Raw genomic sequence first — 17,050 nt, 5'->3', positions numbered from 1 at the left:
GTTTGTTAGTTGCCTCTACCTGATCTTGATGAAGAACTTCGGCTTGAAGAAGACGAAGATCTGCTGCTCCCACTACTTCTAGAGCTTCTACTCACTGATCCAGAAGATCGCGAGCGAGAGCCTCGACTCACCGACCCGGATGATCTAGAACTTGAAGATCTTGAACTGCCTCTGGAGACACCCCTTGAGCTAGAAGATCTGGATGAAGATCTACTAACACCTGAAGATGATCTCGAAGAAGAGTTTCTATTGAATGATACACCGCTTGCTCTTCCTGAGGTACTTCTGTTTGAAGAGCGCCCTCCGCTAAAAGTAGAACTGTTTCTAGAAGACCTGGATGTTCTTGAGGTTACAGCGCTGCTGCGCCCTCTTGTAGAACTAGTGCCTACTCTACTAGATGAACTTCTACCTGAGCTTCTTGAGTCATTAAATCTATAGGCGTCTGTTCTTACACGGCTAGATCTAGTATTTGCTACTTGGCTGCTTGAATTTCTACTTGTCGCTGAGCGCGAAGAACTTGTTCTGCTCACACTACTAGAGCTCACTCTCCCAGTTCTTGAAGACCTGTTCTCAATCGAACTTCTTGATACTCTTGAAGTACCTGAAGCTGAAGCCAATCTTTGTGATCTTGTTTGTGCCACTCCATTAGTGGCGTCTGATCTTACGTTCGCTACTGATGTAGAGCTTAGTCTACCACCACGTGTATATGTTCTATCGTTTCTCCCCACAATGATTTCTCCTCTGTAGATGTATTGGTTGCTAAAAATCGGAGGGCAATAAAAACCACCTCCAAAGCCGCCACCGAAACCAAAACCACGTCTGAAGCCCCATCCTCTATTCCATCTGTTCCATCTATTGAAGCCAAAGAAACCAGTATTGAAGAAGAATGGATCATAAAATGGGTCGAAAAACGGATCATAACCGAAGCCACCACCTACAAAGAAAGGATCATAGAAACCAAAGCCTGTACCAAATCCTACAGAAACGTTGATGCCACGATTCCAGAAATTATTTCTGAACCCATTGCCGCCAAATGTTGACATTGACGTTCTTCCTATTCTACCATTACTTGCAGTGATGTAGCGATCCATCCTAGTGCTGTTGCCTACGTAGTACTGATCATACCATGCCAGCCTGAATTCAAAATCATTGGAAATCAGGTTGTTGAAATATCTTTTGTCCCACTCTTCTGCCCAGTCTACTGGCAGGGCATAAGTGGCTAGTAACTCGTTTTCATAGTCCCAGACAAAATCGTCATAGTTCAATTCATTTGCTCTGGTTACCCTTGGACCACCTTCACCTTCAACAAAATACTCAACCTCTTTGCTCTCGTTATTATTATAACGATTGAGAAGGGTTGGGTCTACTGATTTTTTCGATTGATTAGAAAGCGTAATAACATTCTCGGTATTAGCTGACTGAACCTGTTCTGGCTTTGCAACTATTTTTGGGACTGTTTTACGATCGGCCGATGTGAAATACACATCGTCATATTCTGAAGCTTGTTGGTATTGATCTGGTGAGCACGCAAGCACCGCTAGCATGCTGAGTGGTGCCATTAATAATTTGAGATGAATTCGACTTTTCATGACTTTCCTTTCTGGCTTAATAAGTTAACGTCTATTTATCGTTTTTGGTCGAGAAAATATCCGAAAACTATATATTTGTCGAATATTCTATCAACGCTAAAACAGCAAGGATCATACCAAATCTTAGAACATGAGCAAAGGATTGCCAAAAAGGAGTGAAGATTATTCATTATGGTACAATGAATTAGTTAAAAAGGCCGATTTAGCTGAAAACTCACCAGTAAGGGGATGTATGGTTATTAAGCCATATGGCTTTTCCATTTGGGAGAAGATGCAGGCGGAGATTGATAGGATGTTCAAGGAAACAGGACATTCCAATGCCTATTTCCCTATTTTTATCCCAAAGTCTTATTTAAGTAAGGAAGCTGACCATGTCGAGGGATTTGCCAAGGAATGCGCAGTGGTTACCCACTATCGTCTCAAGAATGACGAGAACGGTAATGGAGTTGTCGTAGATCCGGAAGCTAAATTAGAAGAAGAGTTGATCGTTAGGCCAACCTCTGAAACAGTGATTTGGAGTACCTATAAAAACTGGGTGCAGTCTTATCGTGACCTTCCTATACTTGTTAATCAGTGGGCCAATGTGGTTCGTTGGGAAATGAGAACAAGACTCTTTCTAAGAACCACGGAATTTCTTTGGCAAGAAGGACATACCGCTCATGCTACTAAGCAAGAGGCGATTGATGAGTCAGTTCAAATGATGAACATCTATGCGCAGTTTGCGGAAGAGTTTATGGCATTGCCTGTTATTAGAGGCATAAAATCTGAGAGTGAAAGGTTTGCCGGAGCTGTTGAGACTTATTGTATTGAGGCATTGATGCAAGATGGTAAGGCCCTTCAGGCTGGTACCTCACATTTCCTGGGTCAGAACTTTGCTAAGGCATTTGATGTGAAATTTGCCAATAGAGAAGGCAAGCAAGATTTTGTATGGGGAACTTCATGGGGTGTGAGTACGCGATTAATGGGTGCATTGATAATGGCGCATTCTGATGATCAAGGTCTGGTATTACCTCCTAAATTGGCTCCTATCCAAGTGGTGATCGTTCCTATATATAAAGGAGAAGACCAATTGAGAGCTATTGGCGAGAAGGCAGATGAGATTATAGCATCACTTAAGGCAGTAGGTATAAGTGTCAAGTTTGATGATCGTGATACCTACAAGCCGGGGTTCAAGTTTGCTGAATGGGAGTTAAAAGGTGTTCCGGTTAGAATCGCGATTGGGCCGAAGGACATGGAAAACAATTCTGTGGAGATTGCTCGAAGAGATACTGGTGTAAAAGAAACCTTCAGCTTGGCAGATGACCTTGCTGCTAAGGTATCTGGATTGATGGATGAAATTCAAAAATCCATTTACACAAAAGCCAAAGATTTCAGGATTGAAAATACTCGTCCTGTCGATAGCTACGATGAGTTCAAGCAAGTGCTTGAAGAGGATGGCGGTTTTATCTCAGCACACTGGGATGGTACAGCTGAAACTGAAGAGAAAATAAAGAACGAGACCAAAGCAACGATACGTTGTATTCCTATTGGGGCAGAAGCTGAAGAGGGTAAATGTATTTACTCTGGAGAGCCTTCGAAAGGAAGAGTTCTTTTTGCCAAAGCATACTAAGCTTCATCTCTTTATTGTATATTGGGCTATTGACCATTTAGACTTATGGACGGTTGGTTAGCCATCATTTTACTTACTCTAGTCGGATTAGTACTCATCTATCTTGAACTGATATTTGTTCCTGGTACTACTATACTTGGATTGTTGGGGCTTGCACTTACAGGGATCGGTATTTACATGGCATATGAACGACATGGAGTTACCTCTGGATCGATTGTCTTGGTAGCCTCTCTCTTGGTGACAGTAATTGCCTTAGTTTGGAGCTTTAGATCGAATTCATGGAGTAAATTCTCATTAAAGGAACAGATAAGGTCCAAAGTGAATGAGCACTATACGGTTGACCTTCGGATAAATATGAAGGGATTGGCTGTTTCTGACCTAAAACCAATTGGAAAGGCTGAGTTTAATAATAAGGCCTATGAAGTGACTTCTCATGGACATTTAATCGAGTCGGGAACAGAGGTTGAAATCATAAGACTGTCTGGGAATAAAATTATTGTAGAATCAATAAATACCTAAATCAATGGGAGAATATACCACACTGATTGCCGTAATAGCCGGTGTCATTTTAGTCTTCGTTTTCTTGTACTTCGTACCGGTTAACCTTTGGATTACAGCTCAATTTTCGAACGTTCGAATTGGGCTTCTAGAACTCGTGTTCATGAGGATTAGAAAGGTACCGCCAAGTATTATTGTTAAGGAGATGATTACCGCTAGAAAAGCAGGCTTGGATGTGCAGACGGAAGAGTTAGAAACGCACTACTTAGCAGGGGGTAATGTCTCCTCAGTTATTAAAGCGTTGATTTCTGCCGATAAGGCCAATATTACCTTGGGGTTCAAGCAAGCTACAGCTATTGACTTGGCTGGTAGAGAAGTGTTTGAGGCAGTTCAGATTTCTGTAAACCCGAAGGTTATTACAACACCTAAAGTGGCAGCTGTGGCACAGGATGGAATTCAGCTGATAGCGGTAGCGAGAGTTACCGTGCGTGCTAATATTCAACAATTGGTTGGGGGCGCAGGTGAAGACACCATTCTGGCAAGGGTAGGTGAAGGTATAGTGACTTCCATTGGTTCTGCACAAAGTCATAAGGCCGTTCTTGAAAACCCAGATAAGATTTCTAAACTCGTATTGCAACGTGGCCTAGATGCTGGTACTGCATTCGAAATTCTGTCTATTGATATCGCTGATATTGATGTGGGAGTAAATATTGGGGCGATACTTCAAACTGATCAAGCACAGGCGGACTTAAAAGTGGCTGAGGCTAAAGCGGAGGAACGTAGGGCAATGGCAGTAGCAGTAGAGCAAGAAATGAAAGCTAAGTCTCAGGAGGCTAGAGCAAAAGTGATTGAGGCGGAAGCTGAAGTGCCATTGGCGCTGGCAGAAGCTTTTAGATCGGGTAACCTTGGTGTAATGGACTATTATAGAATGGAAAACATTCAGTCTGACACTGATATGAGAGAATCGATCGCCAACCCAAGCCAAAAGAGTTCTACAACAAAAAAGAGTTCTGGAAGTGATAAAAAATAATTGGACAGAAAACTGACAAAGGCCGTGTAAAAGCGGCCTTTTCTATTTTAGGTCTATCAATTGCCACTTAGAGGCTTCTGAGGCTAAGAATCTATTACCCATCTGTTCAATGGCCTCGTATGATAGTGGGACTATGTCTTGTCCTTTCAAATTAATGACTCCTTTTAAACCATCTCTCCCGATTAAGAAATAGCCATTCGTTAAGGGGTAGATTGAATCATATTGAGGAGTTCTAATCAGCTTGCCTCTAGCATCTGCCAAGCCATAGACACCGTTCGAGTTTAAGATGATATAGTCCTTTTGCCGATCGATTGCCGTGAAGTCTTCGGGCAGAATAGATTTTCCTAGGCTGTCAATAATTCCAAACTTACCGTTCTTCATTACAATGGATAAGCCTTTGTCAAAAGCTTCAACGCTATCGTAAGTTGGCTGTACAACTAGACTTTCATCCTTATCAATGAAACCCCATTTGCCAATCAATTTTACTGCGGATAATCCTTCAGAGAATACCTTAATGGCTTCATAACGATTGGCTATTCTGAGATTCCCCCTTTCATCGACTTGGCCCCATTGCTCGTCTTTCTTTACGGTAATAAGACCTTCAGAAAATCCTCCTAAAACAGTTATTCCAGTGTCTAATGCTATATCATCCGAATTATTGGGTCTGAAAAAGAAGAACCGACCATCTCGCTTAAGCCCATAAAGGTCATCATGAATTACTTGTATAGTGTCATATTGATGTTCTAGCCAAAGGCTGTCACGGCTATCGTAGAGTTCGTAACCATCTTTCGTCCTTTTGCTATAGCCAATGGGTAAGCTCGTCAGCCGATTATAAGACCGAATGGTTTCGCTCCCTCTGAAGTCAATCAATTTCCATTCAGATCCTTGCTTTACTCTAATTATGCTCTCTTGGATTTCAATTCGATCATTATAAGGATTGATTATCCAATTGCTTTCTAGGTTAATTACCCCGTAACTTCCTTGATAGCTGGCGACAGCTAATCCATTTTTGAATTTGCCAATTGCATCGTAAATGAATGGGCTTAGATCCGTCCCATCAGAATTTAGTAGGCCCGTTTTTCCATTTCTAATGGCTTTAATAAGTCCATTGTTTAATGGTCTAAAGCTTTCGTATTTAAAAGGGTTTTGCCTGTTTCCAGCTCGGTTGTAGACAGTCCAGTCTTGTTTGTCTATACGCTTTAGCTGTGCTACAATCACATCGTTCAAGACTCTAACACTATCAAAATTTGCAGGAAGAATCATTTTTCCAGAGGAATCTATTGCTCCTTGAAATTTTGAGTCCACATCTTCAACTATTGTAATTTCATTGATCGTAGTAACTATACTCAAATTTTTAAGGTATTTGAGGTAATCTTCCTCCTGATCGATAACACCCGTCTGCTGGCCACTGGTTATTGCAAAGCGTTCACCATTTACCATTAGCATTCGGTCAAAGTAATAGCTCTCCTTGAACGATCCACCTTGATATAAATCCCACTTTTTAAAAGGCAATGCACGAACCCTTTCCCCCGACAACTGGATATTTTTATAAATCGAAGGAACGACCAATTTTCCTGTTCTATCTAATATGCCTTTCTTATTAAAGGATTTAGTTAAGAGCAGCTGATCCGTCAATTTCTCTATGGATTCAAACTGAAAATCAGTGATGGCCTTTCCATTGGAAGTATAAAGAGCGCTAAGGCCACTGTTATTTCGTATAGAAAATCGAGTTTCATCTACCTGATCTATGTGGCTGAACTCGAATGGAATTATAGGCTTCCCATTCCGGTTGAGTACACCGAACCTATCATCGGCACCGATTCGCTTAGCAGCGATAAGTAAGTCGCCAGCTGGCTCAAGTTTCACATAGGTGGGCTCGATTACTGGTTTTCCTTTTGTATTTATTACGCCATATCTGGTGAGAATAGAGTTTGCTTCTCGTTTACTTACAATGAAGAGATTGTTCTGATAGGGAGTCAGTTGCGCATAGAGGTGGAGAGAGACTTTGCCACCATCAAGATTTATCAGTGCCCATTTCTCATTTTGGCGAGCACCAATAAGCTTGTTAATGACTTTGAAGCTACCATCAGACCATCCAATGGCCTCATATTGGGGTGGGATGACTATCTCTCCGGAGGTGATGTTTTTTAACCCATATTTCCCATCTCTTCTAAAAGTCTGATACTCATCTGCCCAAACATTGAAGTGACATAGCTGTAGAATGACTAAGAAAAAGAGCTGTCGGATGAAAAACATTAACAGGTAATACGCAATTGCTGAGATTTAGCTGACGAAATTAAGATTCAGAGGTAAAGAATTTGACGAAAGGAGCTATTATTTCTCTTTTGCCTCTTGCTCAAGGTTGAACAGATCATTGAGCACATCAACCAGTTTGTCAGCATCACCTCTCTGACAGGCAGCTTTCAATTGCAATACTGGAAGCTTCATGATTTTTTGAGTGATGCTCTTGGATAGCTTATCTGCGAAAAATTCCATTTCTTCAGAAGAGTTCTTCAGATGCTTTCTTAACTCCTCTTGACGGATTTCTTCAAGTGTATTTTTAAGTTTTTGAATGGTTGGCGAGACCTCCATTTCGCGAGACCAAGCTCTTACATCTTCCATCGCATCTTCAATGATGGCTTCCACATGTGGAATTGCAGCTTTTCTCTTTTCAACCGCTTTTGAAGTTTTTTCCTGAATCTCGTCAATGTTGTAAAGTGAAACTCCTTGAATAGCTTCCACTTTTGGATCTATAGACCTTGGAATTGATAAGTCAACCAAAAACTTTAGGCCACTAGTGGTTTTCTCAAAATGTTTTGGTCCAATAAAGTCTTTGACTGGAATACTCGAGATAATAATGTCATGAGCGTCCAACTGAGTATTCAAATTAGCAAATGGGACTTGATTCAAGCTTAATTCTGTTGCCAACATTTCTGTTTTGGCAGAAGTTCTATTTGTAAGACTCACGGAGAATTGCTCTCCACTTAAATGCTTTGCCAGGTCCTCTCCAATTTCACCCAAACCGATAATCAATACTTTCGCATCGATAAAAGACTCGGCTAAATTACGAGTGAGCTCTGCTGTGGCATAAGAAACGCTCGCTGCACCATCTCTGAATGCCGTTTCTTGAAATACCTTTTTGTTGGCAAAGAAGACAGTGTGTAATATTCTGTGCATAAAAGGCCCAGCCGTATTATTATCGGCAGCAATCTGATATGCCTTCTTAACCTGATTAATGATTTGAAGATCACCGATCACTTGAGCTTCAAGACCAAGCGCTACTCTGAACAAATAAGTAGAAGCTGCATTACTGTCATTGATTGCAGTGAAAAAAGGAATGAATTTGCTGATGTTATCGATACCCTTTTTTGCTGCCAACAGCGTGATAATCTCCCTAGAGAAGTCCTGCTCAGCATTGTAGTAAACCTCAGTGCGATTGCAGGTAGAAATAATCAAAGACTCATCAAGACCAATCACCTCTCTGAAATCATTCAATAGATTAGCGATAAGCGTGTCGTCCAAAGCAATCATCTCACGAATCTCCACCGGAGCATTCTTGTATGAGAGACTTATTACTTTGAAATTACTTCGCATCTGTTCTTTATTTCTGCGGGCAAAAATAACCCCTAATTGAGCACTAAAAAAGTGATTTATGTCAGTTTTTGATATTTATAACGTTTCTGCATTCAGTCTACCCAACCCTCAACTTTGAATCTGTCTTTTCAAGCTGATTGTTTAAATAGTTGTATCTTCATTTAATCTCAATCAGACACACGGTTAAATGAGACTAAATAAACTCATTCGCGACTTTTTTGGTTTCAGTAGAACAGAGGTTAATGGGACTTTAGTTCTTATTCCTCTAATAATTCTTCTGCTTTTCACACCTTATCTATACCGTCAAGTTCTGAGTTCTGATCCCTATACTTCTGCCGAAGACGAAAGGCTGCTTGATAGTCTGGTTCTTTTAATCAACGCGAGTTTTGTAGAGTCTAAAGAGGTCGAAGTAAAGAAGGTTGAATATTTCAAGTTTGATCCTAATACGGCTTCTGTTGAAGAGTTAACATCATTGGGGGTTCCAAAGTTTCTAGCGAAGAGAATAGATAACTATCGTTCTATAGGAGGTAAGTTTTTAAATAATGCGGACTTATTAAAAATCTACGATTTCCCAGATAGTATTTATGATCTACTTTCACCGTTCATTTTTTTATCTGAGAGTAAGAAGTCCCCAATCAAAGCTTTTGTAAAACCTGAAGCTAGAGAAGATTCATCATTAGTCTTAGAGGATGAAAGAGTTCCCCTTAAGGAAGTGCTTGCGATTGATATTAATACTGCAGATACAACAAGTTTTAAAGAGCTGAAAGGTATAGGTCCAAGTTATGCAAGACGCATTACCTCATACAGAAAGCTGCTTGGCGGCTATCATTCGATTAATCAATTGAAAGAAGTTTACGGCATGACCGACACTCTTTTTCAGTCCATTTCACCTTTTCTTTTGCTATCTGATTCATCATCTGTTAAAAGGCTTGCTATTAATCTGGCTACTTTTAAAGAGTTACTGGCACATCCTTACATCAACTATGAACAGACGAAAGAGATATTGAATATCAAGAGCAAAAATGGTAAATTCAGAAAGGCAGAGGATATGTACAGACTGTCCTTGATGGATAGTGTCATGATCAAGAGGTTATTACCTTATTTAGATTTCAAATGAAAAAAATCATCGCTGCAGATCAAATCAGAGCTGCAGATCAACATACCATAATAAATCAGCCGATTGCCTCCATTGACTTAATGGAAAGAGCGGCCAAGGCCTTTGTTAAACAATTCACTTCTCTGGTGTCTCGGGAAAATTCCGTTCATGTTGTTTGTGGTACTGGCAACAATGGAGGGGATGGTTTGGCTGCGGCCAGACTTCTTGCTGAACATGGGTACACCATACAGTGCTCTTTGGTTGACATTGGAGGTGAGCTTTCTCCAGATTGTCAAAATAACCTGACGAGACTGACCAACGATCCAGATCGAATTTCAAATGTTGAAGATTTAGTCATTCAAGAAGAAGTAGTTATTGATGCACTTTTCGGCTCTGGACTGAATAGACCTGCGACAGGACTTTTTGCACAGCTCATTCAAAAGATAAATACATCATCCGCTAAAACAGTAAGTATTGATATCCCCTCTGGCCTTTTTTCGGATTGTGTAGAATTATCAGGAGCCATTGTTGAGGCAGATCTTACGATTGCTTTCCAGCGACCTAAACTCTCCTTTTTAATTCCAGAGTCAGGGGCTTATGTCGGAGAGTTTTTAATTGTAGATATCGGTTTGAGCGAAGACTTTATTGAAGCTCAGCCCTCTGACTATTTTCTCTTAGATAAAGATGATGTCTCTGGAATATTACCAGTACGCAAGAAATTTCAGCATAAAGGTGATTTTGGGCGTATACAGATCTTTTCTGGAAGTTTCGGAAAAATGGGCGCAGCCTTTCTATGCGGAAAGGCAGTATTGAAGTCAGGCGCAGGGTTGTTGACCATTCATATTCCTAAGTGTGGTTATGAAATAATTCAGTCAGGTCTGCCTGAGGCAATGGTTACTGTGGACGACAGTGACGATCAAATTAGTACTGGAGAAGTATTTGAAAATACGGATGTTGTTTGTGTTGGACCCGGTCTAGGAACTGATGTCACTACAACTGAGTGGCTGAAGTCATTGCTGAGAAAAAGTAATAAGCCTATGGTCATTGATGCTGATGCTTTAAATATTATCGCATCGCATCCAGAATTAATGGATGAAATTCCAGCAGAATCTGTACTGACTCCTCATGTTGGAGAGTTTTCACGACTATTCAGCAAGAGCCTTGATGGTTTGGAGAGGATTGAGAAAATGAAAAGCGTTGCTTCCAACCGAAACTGGGTTATTATACTAAAAGGTGCTCATACAGTGATTGCACTTCCAAACGGAAAAGTGATTTTTAACACTACTGGTAATTCAGGTATGGCAACTGCCGGTAGTGGAGATGTTTTGGCAGGTATTATTACTGGTTTGATTGGACAAGGAGTGTCTAGCGACCGGGCTGCTCAGGCAGGTGTTTATCTCCACGGAATGGCCGGAGATTTAGCGAAAAAAAGAGTTGGAAAAATGTCATTGATGGCATCAGATTTGCTTAATGAACTACCAGAAACAATTATTAACGTAACATAAGTGTCTTTTATTTGAAAAAATCCTAACTTTAAGTAAACCTTAACACCTTAAAGTGGATCTTAGTACATAATGGAAATCTTCAATCACCATAATACGCTCAGAAAGCTCGTCTTTGGACTTGCCCTTTTATGTGTGGCGTTTATGGCCTCTGGCCAGTCTGAAAGGATGGCAAAAGTTTCCAATGACGATGAGAAGATTAAAGTTGAGGTTTTTCCAAATCCAACTTCTGATTACTTAACGATTGACCTGAGCAACCTCGAACTTGTTAAGCCCAAAATCGAGATTAGAAGTATCATCGGTACCAAGATGAGAGTCAATCTTGAGAAGAATGGCTTAAAGAAATACAAAGTTGATGTTCAATCATTTCAGAGAGGCTACTACCTCGTACTGGTCATGGATGACCAATCTAAGTTTCAACAAACTGTAAGATTTAGTAAGAAATAAAAAACCCCGAAATCTCGGGGTTTGTTGTTTTAGAATGCTGCACTTCCTGGTGTACGAGGAAAAGGAATTACATCTCTGATATTTCCCATACCCGTTACAAAAATCATTAGTCTTTCAAATCCAAGCCCAAAGCCACTATGCGGTGCGGTACCAAATCGTCTTGTATCTAAATACCAATCGAGCTCCTCTTCGGGAATGTTCATCTCCGCCATACGATCAGTAAGTACATCAAGTCTTTCCTCTCTCTGAGAGCCTCCGACTATTTCACCGATGCCCGGGAAGAGAATATCCATGGCGCCAACTGTCTTGCCATCATCATTCATGCGCATATAAAATGCCTTAATGTCCTTCGGGTAATCAGTTAGTATAACCGGCTTCTTAAAGTGTTTTTCAACCAAGTAACGCTCATGCTCAGACTGTAGATCCGCGCCCCATCCGTCAATAGGGAATTGGAATTTGCCCTTCTTGTTCGGTTTAGAATTTCTCAAAATTTGAATGGCCTCAGTGTAAGAAAGTCTTTCAAAGTCATTCTCCATTACAAACCTGAGCTTTTCTGTCAACGACATATCGTTTCGCTCAACAGCTGGTTTGTTCTTTTCCTCGTCAAGTAGTCTCTTTTCTAAGAACTCTAGGTCATCGGCACAGTTTTCCAGCGCATAAGCCACTAGATATTTTAAGAATTCTTCCGCCAGATCCATGTTGTCGGTTAGATCATAAAATGCCATTTCAGGTTCTATCATCCAGAATTCGGCCAGGTGTCTAGTGGTATTAGAGTTCTCTGCACGAAATGTTGGGCCAAAGGTGTAAATATCACCAAGTGCCATAGCGCCTAGTTCACCTTCAAGTTGGCCTGATACGGTAAGGTTAGTTTCCTTGCCGAAAAAGTCTTGACTATGATCTACAGTTCCATCATCATTAAGTGGTGGGTTGATGGGGTCAAGTGTTGATACTCTGAACATCTCGCCAGCCCCCTCCGCATCAGAGCCTGTAACGAAAGGTGTATGCCAATAGTAGAACCCTTTTTCGTTGAAGAACTGGTGAACAGCAAAAGACATCGCATGCCTCATTCTGAAGATTGCACTGAAAGTGTTAGTTCTAGGGCGCAAATGAGCAATTTCACGAAGAAATTCAAGTGAATGTTTCTTCGGTTGAAGCGGATACTTTTCGGGATCGGCCACACCTAAAACCTCTATTGCTTCAGCAGTAATTTCCACACTTTGCCCTGCACCCTGTGAAGCAACCAGTTTACCTGTAACGGAGATACTCGCTCCAGTAGTGATGTTCTTTAAAGTCTCTTCCCCAATTAAACCAGGGTCTGCAACCACCTGAATACTATTGATAGATGAACCGTCATTGAGAGCGATAAAACTTACGTTTTTATTACCTCTTTTGGTTCTTACCCAACCTTTTGCCACAACGTTAACGTCAATCTCACTGCTTTTGAGAAGAGCGGCAATTTTGGTTCTTTTTGTTTCCATGATTACAGTACTCTATGAATTTTTAATCGAACGCAAAGCAATCATTTTTTACTCTCAAACACAACTAATTGATAATCATTTAGTAGAGTCATTTAGGTAAGCGCTTTAATAATTATGTACTAATTAATGCGTGTAGAGACATTTTTTCTCGGTTTAAAATTTTCTGCATGGTTTTTGTTAAAAAGTGTTACAATCTCAACGCTTCTCTCGTTCTTTCCTTTAAATTTGAGTTAATAGAAAGAGCTTTTTAACCGAATGCAGAAACTCAGTCTTAACCAATCTCTTAGCCAAAAGCTGTCGCCTCAGCAGATTCAGTTTATAAAACTGTTGCAGGTGCCAACCGCTGAGCTCGATACTCGAGTAGAGGAAGAGCTTGAGATAAACCCTGCCTTGGAGGAGGGGAGAGAAGAAGAGGCTGCTCCAGAAAGAGAAGAGTTTGAAGAAGGGGAAGTTAGCTCAACAGAGGACTTGAATGTCGAAGATTACCTAGGTGATGACGATTTCTCAGGTTATAAAATGCAGGGCGATGGTAACTACAATGATGAAGAAGATCGTGAGATGCCAGTTGCTATGCAAGCTTCACTCAATGACCAGTTGGAAGCTCAGCTTGGTTTTTTAGGGTTAGAAGAACGCCAGGAGAATATAGCCAAACAACTTATTGGAAGTATCGAAACTGATGGATACATCCGAAGAGAACTTGATGCCATTGTTAATGACTTGGCATTTGCTCAGAATATTGAAACGGATATAGAAGAGCTGGAAGAACTGCTGGGTCAAATTCAGAGGTTTGATCCACCAGGTATAGCAGCACGAAGTCTCCAGGAATGTTTACTCATTCAGATGGAGCGCAAAATGGATGACCTTGAAGAAGATGAAGTCATTCAAACTGCTGTGCGGATTCTTTCTCTTTGTTTCGATGAGTTCACCAAGAAGCATTACGATAAAATCCTTAAGAAGCTCAACCTTGAGGATGAGGGCTTACTCAAGGAAGCCGTTAGTTCCATCACAAAGCTTAACCCAAAGCCGGGGAGTATTTCTGGTGGGTTAGTGAAAACGCAATACCTTATTCCTGATTTCTTGTTAAGTAATACTGATGGGGAATTTGACCTTACATTGAATAGTCGCAATGCTCCAGAACTAAGAGTGAGCCAGTCCTATACCGAAATGTTTTCGGCTTACGATAAAAGTGATAAGAAGGATAAGAAGCTTAAGGAAACTGTGACTTTTGTTAAGCAAAAGCTTGATGCTGCTAAGTGGTTTATTGATGCTATTAAACAGCGTCAAAACACATTGCTCCGCACCATGGAGTCCATTATCAAGTTTCAATATGAGTTCTTCCAAGATGGAGATGAGTCGAAGTTAAGGCCAATGATCTTAAAGGATATTGCCAATGAGATCAGTATGGATATTTCCACTGTTTCAAGAGTGGCTAATTCCAAATCCATACAAACCGATTTTGGCATTTTCCCTTTGAAGTACTTCTTCAGTGAAGGTATTTCTACCACAAGTGGTGAAGATGTGAGCAGCCGAGAGGTCAAGAATGTGTTGGCCGAATTAATTAATGGCGAAGACAAGAAAAAGCCACTTTCGGACGATAAGCTTGAGAAATTTTTAAAAGCTAAAGGTTATAACATCGCCAGAAGGACAGTTGCAAAATATCGTGAGCAACTCAATATTCCTGTTGCGCGCTTGAGAAAAGAACTCTGATTTGACATTTTTAGCAAAATTCCTGACCTATCTTTTTCAGCCTCTAATCATGCCGACATTGGTGTTTTACACCATTCTATTTCATTTGGGCAATAGTTCTAACCTGACTGATAAGGGCCGCTGGACGGTAGTTTCGTTGATATTTGTTACTACCTGTTTAGTGCCAGTTTTAACGGTGGTTATGTTCAGGATTACCAAAGTGATTAAGGACTTACACATGATGGAAAGAAGGGATAGGTATATGCCATTTGTCTTCATTTCATTGTTCTACCTGGTGGTTTCATTTATGATCAAAGATCAGGAATGGATGACCCCAGCAATGAATATTACTTTCTTGGCGATCACCACTGTTGTTATTGCTACTAATGGCATCACTTTTAAATGGAAAATCAGTGCACACGCTGCTGGAATAGCAGGGTGGCTAGGGTTTATACTTGCCTATAAGCATGCTTTTCAGTCCACGAATACATTATTTTGGCCCTTGATTGTTGCAGTTGCATTGACTGGGTTAATATCTTGGGCAAGATTATACTTGAACGCTCATAAACCAGCTGAAATCTTAGGGGGCTTATTGTTAGGGTTCTTTATTAGTTACGGATCAATTGCTTTATTTCTTTAGACTATGTTCGAATTTCTGAAATACGATATCAAAGATGGGGTGGCTACGATTACACTTAATCGTCCAGATGTATACAATGCCCTGAATAATGAAATTACCTTCGAATTACAACAAGCGTTGAAAGATGCAAAGCGTAACAATGATGTGAGGGTTGTGGTGTTAACTGGAGAGGGGAAGGCATTCTGTTCGGGGCAAGATCTAAAAGCATCTTCCGCAGAACCCAATAGATCTTTCTCTGATTCTATACATAAAAGATACAATCCTATTATAAAGGCTATTAGGAACCTACCTAAGCCTGTGATTTGTCGCCTAAACGGTGTTGCAGCGGGTGCAGGGTGCTCTTTTGCCATTGCCTGCGATATTGTAGTTGCCTCCGAAAATGCCAAGCTCATTGAGGTTTTTGTGAACATTGGTCTAGTGCTTGACTCGGGCTCTTCTTACTTCTTACCTAGGTTGCTTGGTTCCTCTAAGGCTTTTGAATTAGCCACTATGGGGACTAGAGTCAGCTGCAAGGATGCAGAGGCAATGGGCCTAGTGAATAAATGCGTGCCTCATGAATCTTTAGATGACGCGGTAAAAGTATATACTGACTACTATGCTAAGGCACCTACAAAGGCCATCGGACTTATGAAAAAGATGTTGAATAAATCTCAAAACTCAACTTTATCTGAGATGCTTGACTATGAAGCCTATAATCAGGATATAGCTGGTGCCACCTTTGATCACAAGGAAGGTGTTCAAGCCTTTTTAGAGAAAAGACTACCCGAATTCAAAGGGGAATAATTCTAGAAGCCGGTTAGGGAGATTCCGAAGGTAAGCGTCTTTGTATTTTCTCCACCTGCAGGAGCAATATCCCATTTGTCCGACAGTTCGTAAAAGCCAAAGAAACTGAGGCCGCCCCAGCCAAATCTACCTTGAATACCGTAGCGAAATCTGTTGAAGCCTAAGTCCTGCCTGTCCTTCACGGTGCGGTTATCACCACCTCTGTCTTCATATCTGTACTTTGTAAAAGTGGAGTAAAGAACTCCTGCTTTAATACCCAATGCTGCTCTGAACCCTCTGTTGTATTGGTTCTTGCTTTTGTAATATCTCAGTTCCAAAGGAATGTCCAAATAATGAAGGGCTAGTTTTGATTTATCAAAACTGATGGGGTTGCTGACTAAGGAATTAATGTCGGTTGCTGCTACCGATCGAACGCTGTTAGCGTCCACAGAAGAAGTGAAAGTGAAATTATTCTCGAGAGAGTACCTTTCTAAACTCAGTCCAATTCCAGGAGTGAATGTAAAACCGTTGTTACCGATAGGTAAATCATAGTAATATGTAAGATTGACAGTCTTAGACTGAAAACTATTTAGAGAGACATCGGTAGGGGCACTGCTCCAGCTATTTACTCCGATATCAACTAACAAAGCCCCTGGTAAATCAGGACGTTGCGCCTGAACCGAAAGACTCATAAAAACCAAACCTACAACTCCGAGTAACAACTTCTTCATGGGTATGCTAAATTTAAGCGGTGGCAAAGATAGTATTTTTTAAAAGTATATAAGGACGTCTTTTGCAAAGAAAAAGAATTAATTACCTTTGCAAACGCATTTAACGGACTTTAACGTCCGTTTATTTTTGGCCTCGTAGCATAACTGAATAGTGCACTTGATTACGGCTCAAGAGGTTACAGGTTTGAATCCTGTCGAGGTCACTTAGCGCAGAAAAGCCCCTGAAGTTCAGGGGCTTTTTTCATGCACAAAATCAGAAGCTTGCTTCGAGATTTTGTGCATGAAAAAAGAACAGTGCTTAGCACGGGCTTTTCTATGGTCAGGCGTGATGATTCAGGATCGCGTCAGCAATCCTGTTAAGTGCTTGCTTCGAGATTTTGTGCATGAA

The 17,050-nt window shown here is 40.8% G+C and carries 14 protein-coding genes and 1 tRNA gene; 10 read left to right on the top strand and 5 right to left on the bottom strand.

All coding sequences use genetic code 11. The features are described 5' to 3' along the window. Positions 1–5: 5 nt before the first annotated feature. Positions 6–1,589, bottom strand: a complete 1,584-nt coding sequence (locus J4E76_RS20140) for a hypothetical protein (protein ID WP_208506605.1) — start codon at positions 1,587–1,589, stop codon at positions 6–8. 130 nt (positions 1,590–1,719) lie between these two features. Here J4E76_RS20140 and proS point away from each other — a divergent pair, with 130 nt between their 5' ends. From proS to floA, 3 genes are read left to right on the top strand one after another with little or no spacing between them, the layout of a single operon-like run. After that, the gene (gene proS, locus J4E76_RS20135; RefSeq protein ID WP_208506604.1) at positions 1,720–3,198 is read left to right on the top strand and encodes a proline--tRNA ligase; all 1,479 of its coding nucleotides are present in this window, start codon (positions 1,720–1,722) and stop codon (positions 3,196–3,198) included. A gap of 45 nt (positions 3,199–3,243) precedes the next feature. Further along, on the top strand, positions 3,244–3,717 hold the full coding sequence (locus J4E76_RS20130; protein WP_208506603.1) for an NfeD family protein: 474 nt from the start codon (positions 3,244–3,246) through the stop codon (positions 3,715–3,717). A 4-nt stretch (positions 3,718–3,721) separates the two neighbouring features. Continuing rightward, positions 3,722–4,726, top strand: coding sequence for a flotillin-like protein FloA (floA, locus tag J4E76_RS20125; protein WP_208506602.1), 1,005 nt, complete (start codon positions 3,722–3,724; stop codon positions 4,724–4,726). A gap of 42 nt (positions 4,727–4,768) precedes the next feature. On the opposite strand, the gene J4E76_RS20120 is transcribed toward floA, so the two are convergent. Together J4E76_RS20120 and hemA are read right to left on the bottom strand one after the other, a co-directional pair. Continuing rightward, positions 4,769–6,982, bottom strand: a complete 2,214-nt coding sequence (locus J4E76_RS20120) for a WG repeat-containing protein (protein ID WP_208506601.1) — start codon at positions 6,980–6,982, stop codon at positions 4,769–4,771. 78 nt (positions 6,983–7,060) lie between these two features. After that, positions 7,061–8,320: a glutamyl-tRNA reductase gene (gene hemA / locus J4E76_RS20115; protein ID WP_208506600.1), complete on the bottom strand. Its 1,260-nt coding sequence runs from the start codon at positions 8,318–8,320 to the stop codon at positions 7,061–7,063. A gap of 187 nt (positions 8,321–8,507) precedes the next feature. Here hemA and J4E76_RS20110 point away from each other — a divergent pair, with 187 nt between their 5' ends. The 3 genes from J4E76_RS20110 (at position 8,508) to J4E76_RS20100 (ending at position 11,365) form a co-directional block, all read left to right on the top strand. Further along, positions 8,508–9,437: a helix-hairpin-helix domain-containing protein gene (locus J4E76_RS20110; protein WP_208506599.1), complete on the top strand. Its 930-nt coding sequence runs from the start codon at positions 8,508–8,510 to the stop codon at positions 9,435–9,437. Then, positions 9,434–10,921, top strand: a complete 1,488-nt coding sequence (locus J4E76_RS20105; RefSeq protein WP_208506598.1) for an NAD(P)H-hydrate dehydratase — start codon at positions 9,434–9,436, stop codon at positions 10,919–10,921. Before J4E76_RS20110 ends, J4E76_RS20105 begins: the two co-directional genes overlap by 4 nt. Positions 10,922–10,990: 69 nt before the next feature. Further along, entirely contained in the window at positions 10,991–11,365 is a 375-nt protein-coding gene (locus J4E76_RS20100; RefSeq protein WP_208506597.1) for a T9SS type A sorting domain-containing protein, read from the top strand. A gap of 29 nt (positions 11,366–11,394) precedes the next feature. Here J4E76_RS20100 and asnS read toward each other — a convergent pair whose 3' ends face one another. Further along, positions 11,395–12,846, bottom strand: coding sequence for an asparagine--tRNA ligase (gene asnS / locus J4E76_RS20095; RefSeq protein ID WP_370592829.1), 1,452 nt, complete (start codon positions 12,844–12,846; stop codon positions 11,395–11,397). A 252-nt stretch (positions 12,847–13,098) separates the two neighbouring features. On the opposite strand from asnS, the gene rpoN reads away from it, so the two are divergent. From rpoN to J4E76_RS20080, 3 genes are read left to right on the top strand one after another with little or no spacing between them, the layout of a single operon-like run. Beyond that, positions 13,099–14,550 carry an RNA polymerase factor sigma-54 gene (rpoN, locus tag J4E76_RS20090; protein ID WP_208506595.1) on the top strand — a complete coding sequence of 484 codons (1,452 nt, stop codon included), beginning with the start codon at positions 13,099–13,101 and terminating at the stop codon, positions 14,548–14,550. A gap of 49 nt (positions 14,551–14,599) precedes the next feature. Further along, entirely contained in the window at positions 14,600–15,169 is a 570-nt protein-coding gene (locus J4E76_RS20085; protein WP_208506594.1) for a phosphatase PAP2 family protein, read from the top strand. A 3-nt stretch (positions 15,170–15,172) separates the two neighbouring features. Then, the gene (locus J4E76_RS20080) at positions 15,173–15,952 is read left to right on the top strand and encodes an enoyl-CoA hydratase-related protein (protein ID WP_208506593.1); all 780 of its coding nucleotides are present in this window, start codon (positions 15,173–15,175) and stop codon (positions 15,950–15,952) included. Between the two features lie 2 nt (positions 15,953–15,954). Here J4E76_RS20080 and J4E76_RS20075 read toward each other — a convergent pair whose 3' ends face one another. Next, the gene (locus J4E76_RS20075; protein ID WP_208506592.1) at positions 15,955–16,662 is read right to left on the bottom strand and encodes an outer membrane beta-barrel protein; all 708 of its coding nucleotides are present in this window, start codon (positions 16,660–16,662) and stop codon (positions 15,955–15,957) included. A gap of 129 nt (positions 16,663–16,791) precedes the next feature. Here J4E76_RS20075 and J4E76_RS20070 point away from each other — a divergent pair. Further along, positions 16,792–16,865 (top strand) — tRNA-Arg (locus J4E76_RS20070). The last annotated feature ends 185 nt before the right edge of the window (positions 16,866–17,050 follow it).

The organism is Roseivirga sp. E12, assembly GCF_017592825.1.
In the GTDB taxonomy this organism is placed as follows: domain Bacteria; phylum Bacteroidota; class Bacteroidia; order Cytophagales; family Cyclobacteriaceae; genus Roseivirga.
The sequence above is the reverse complement of the archived record's forward strand: the minus strand, read 5'-3'. Positions and strand labels throughout refer to the sequence as shown.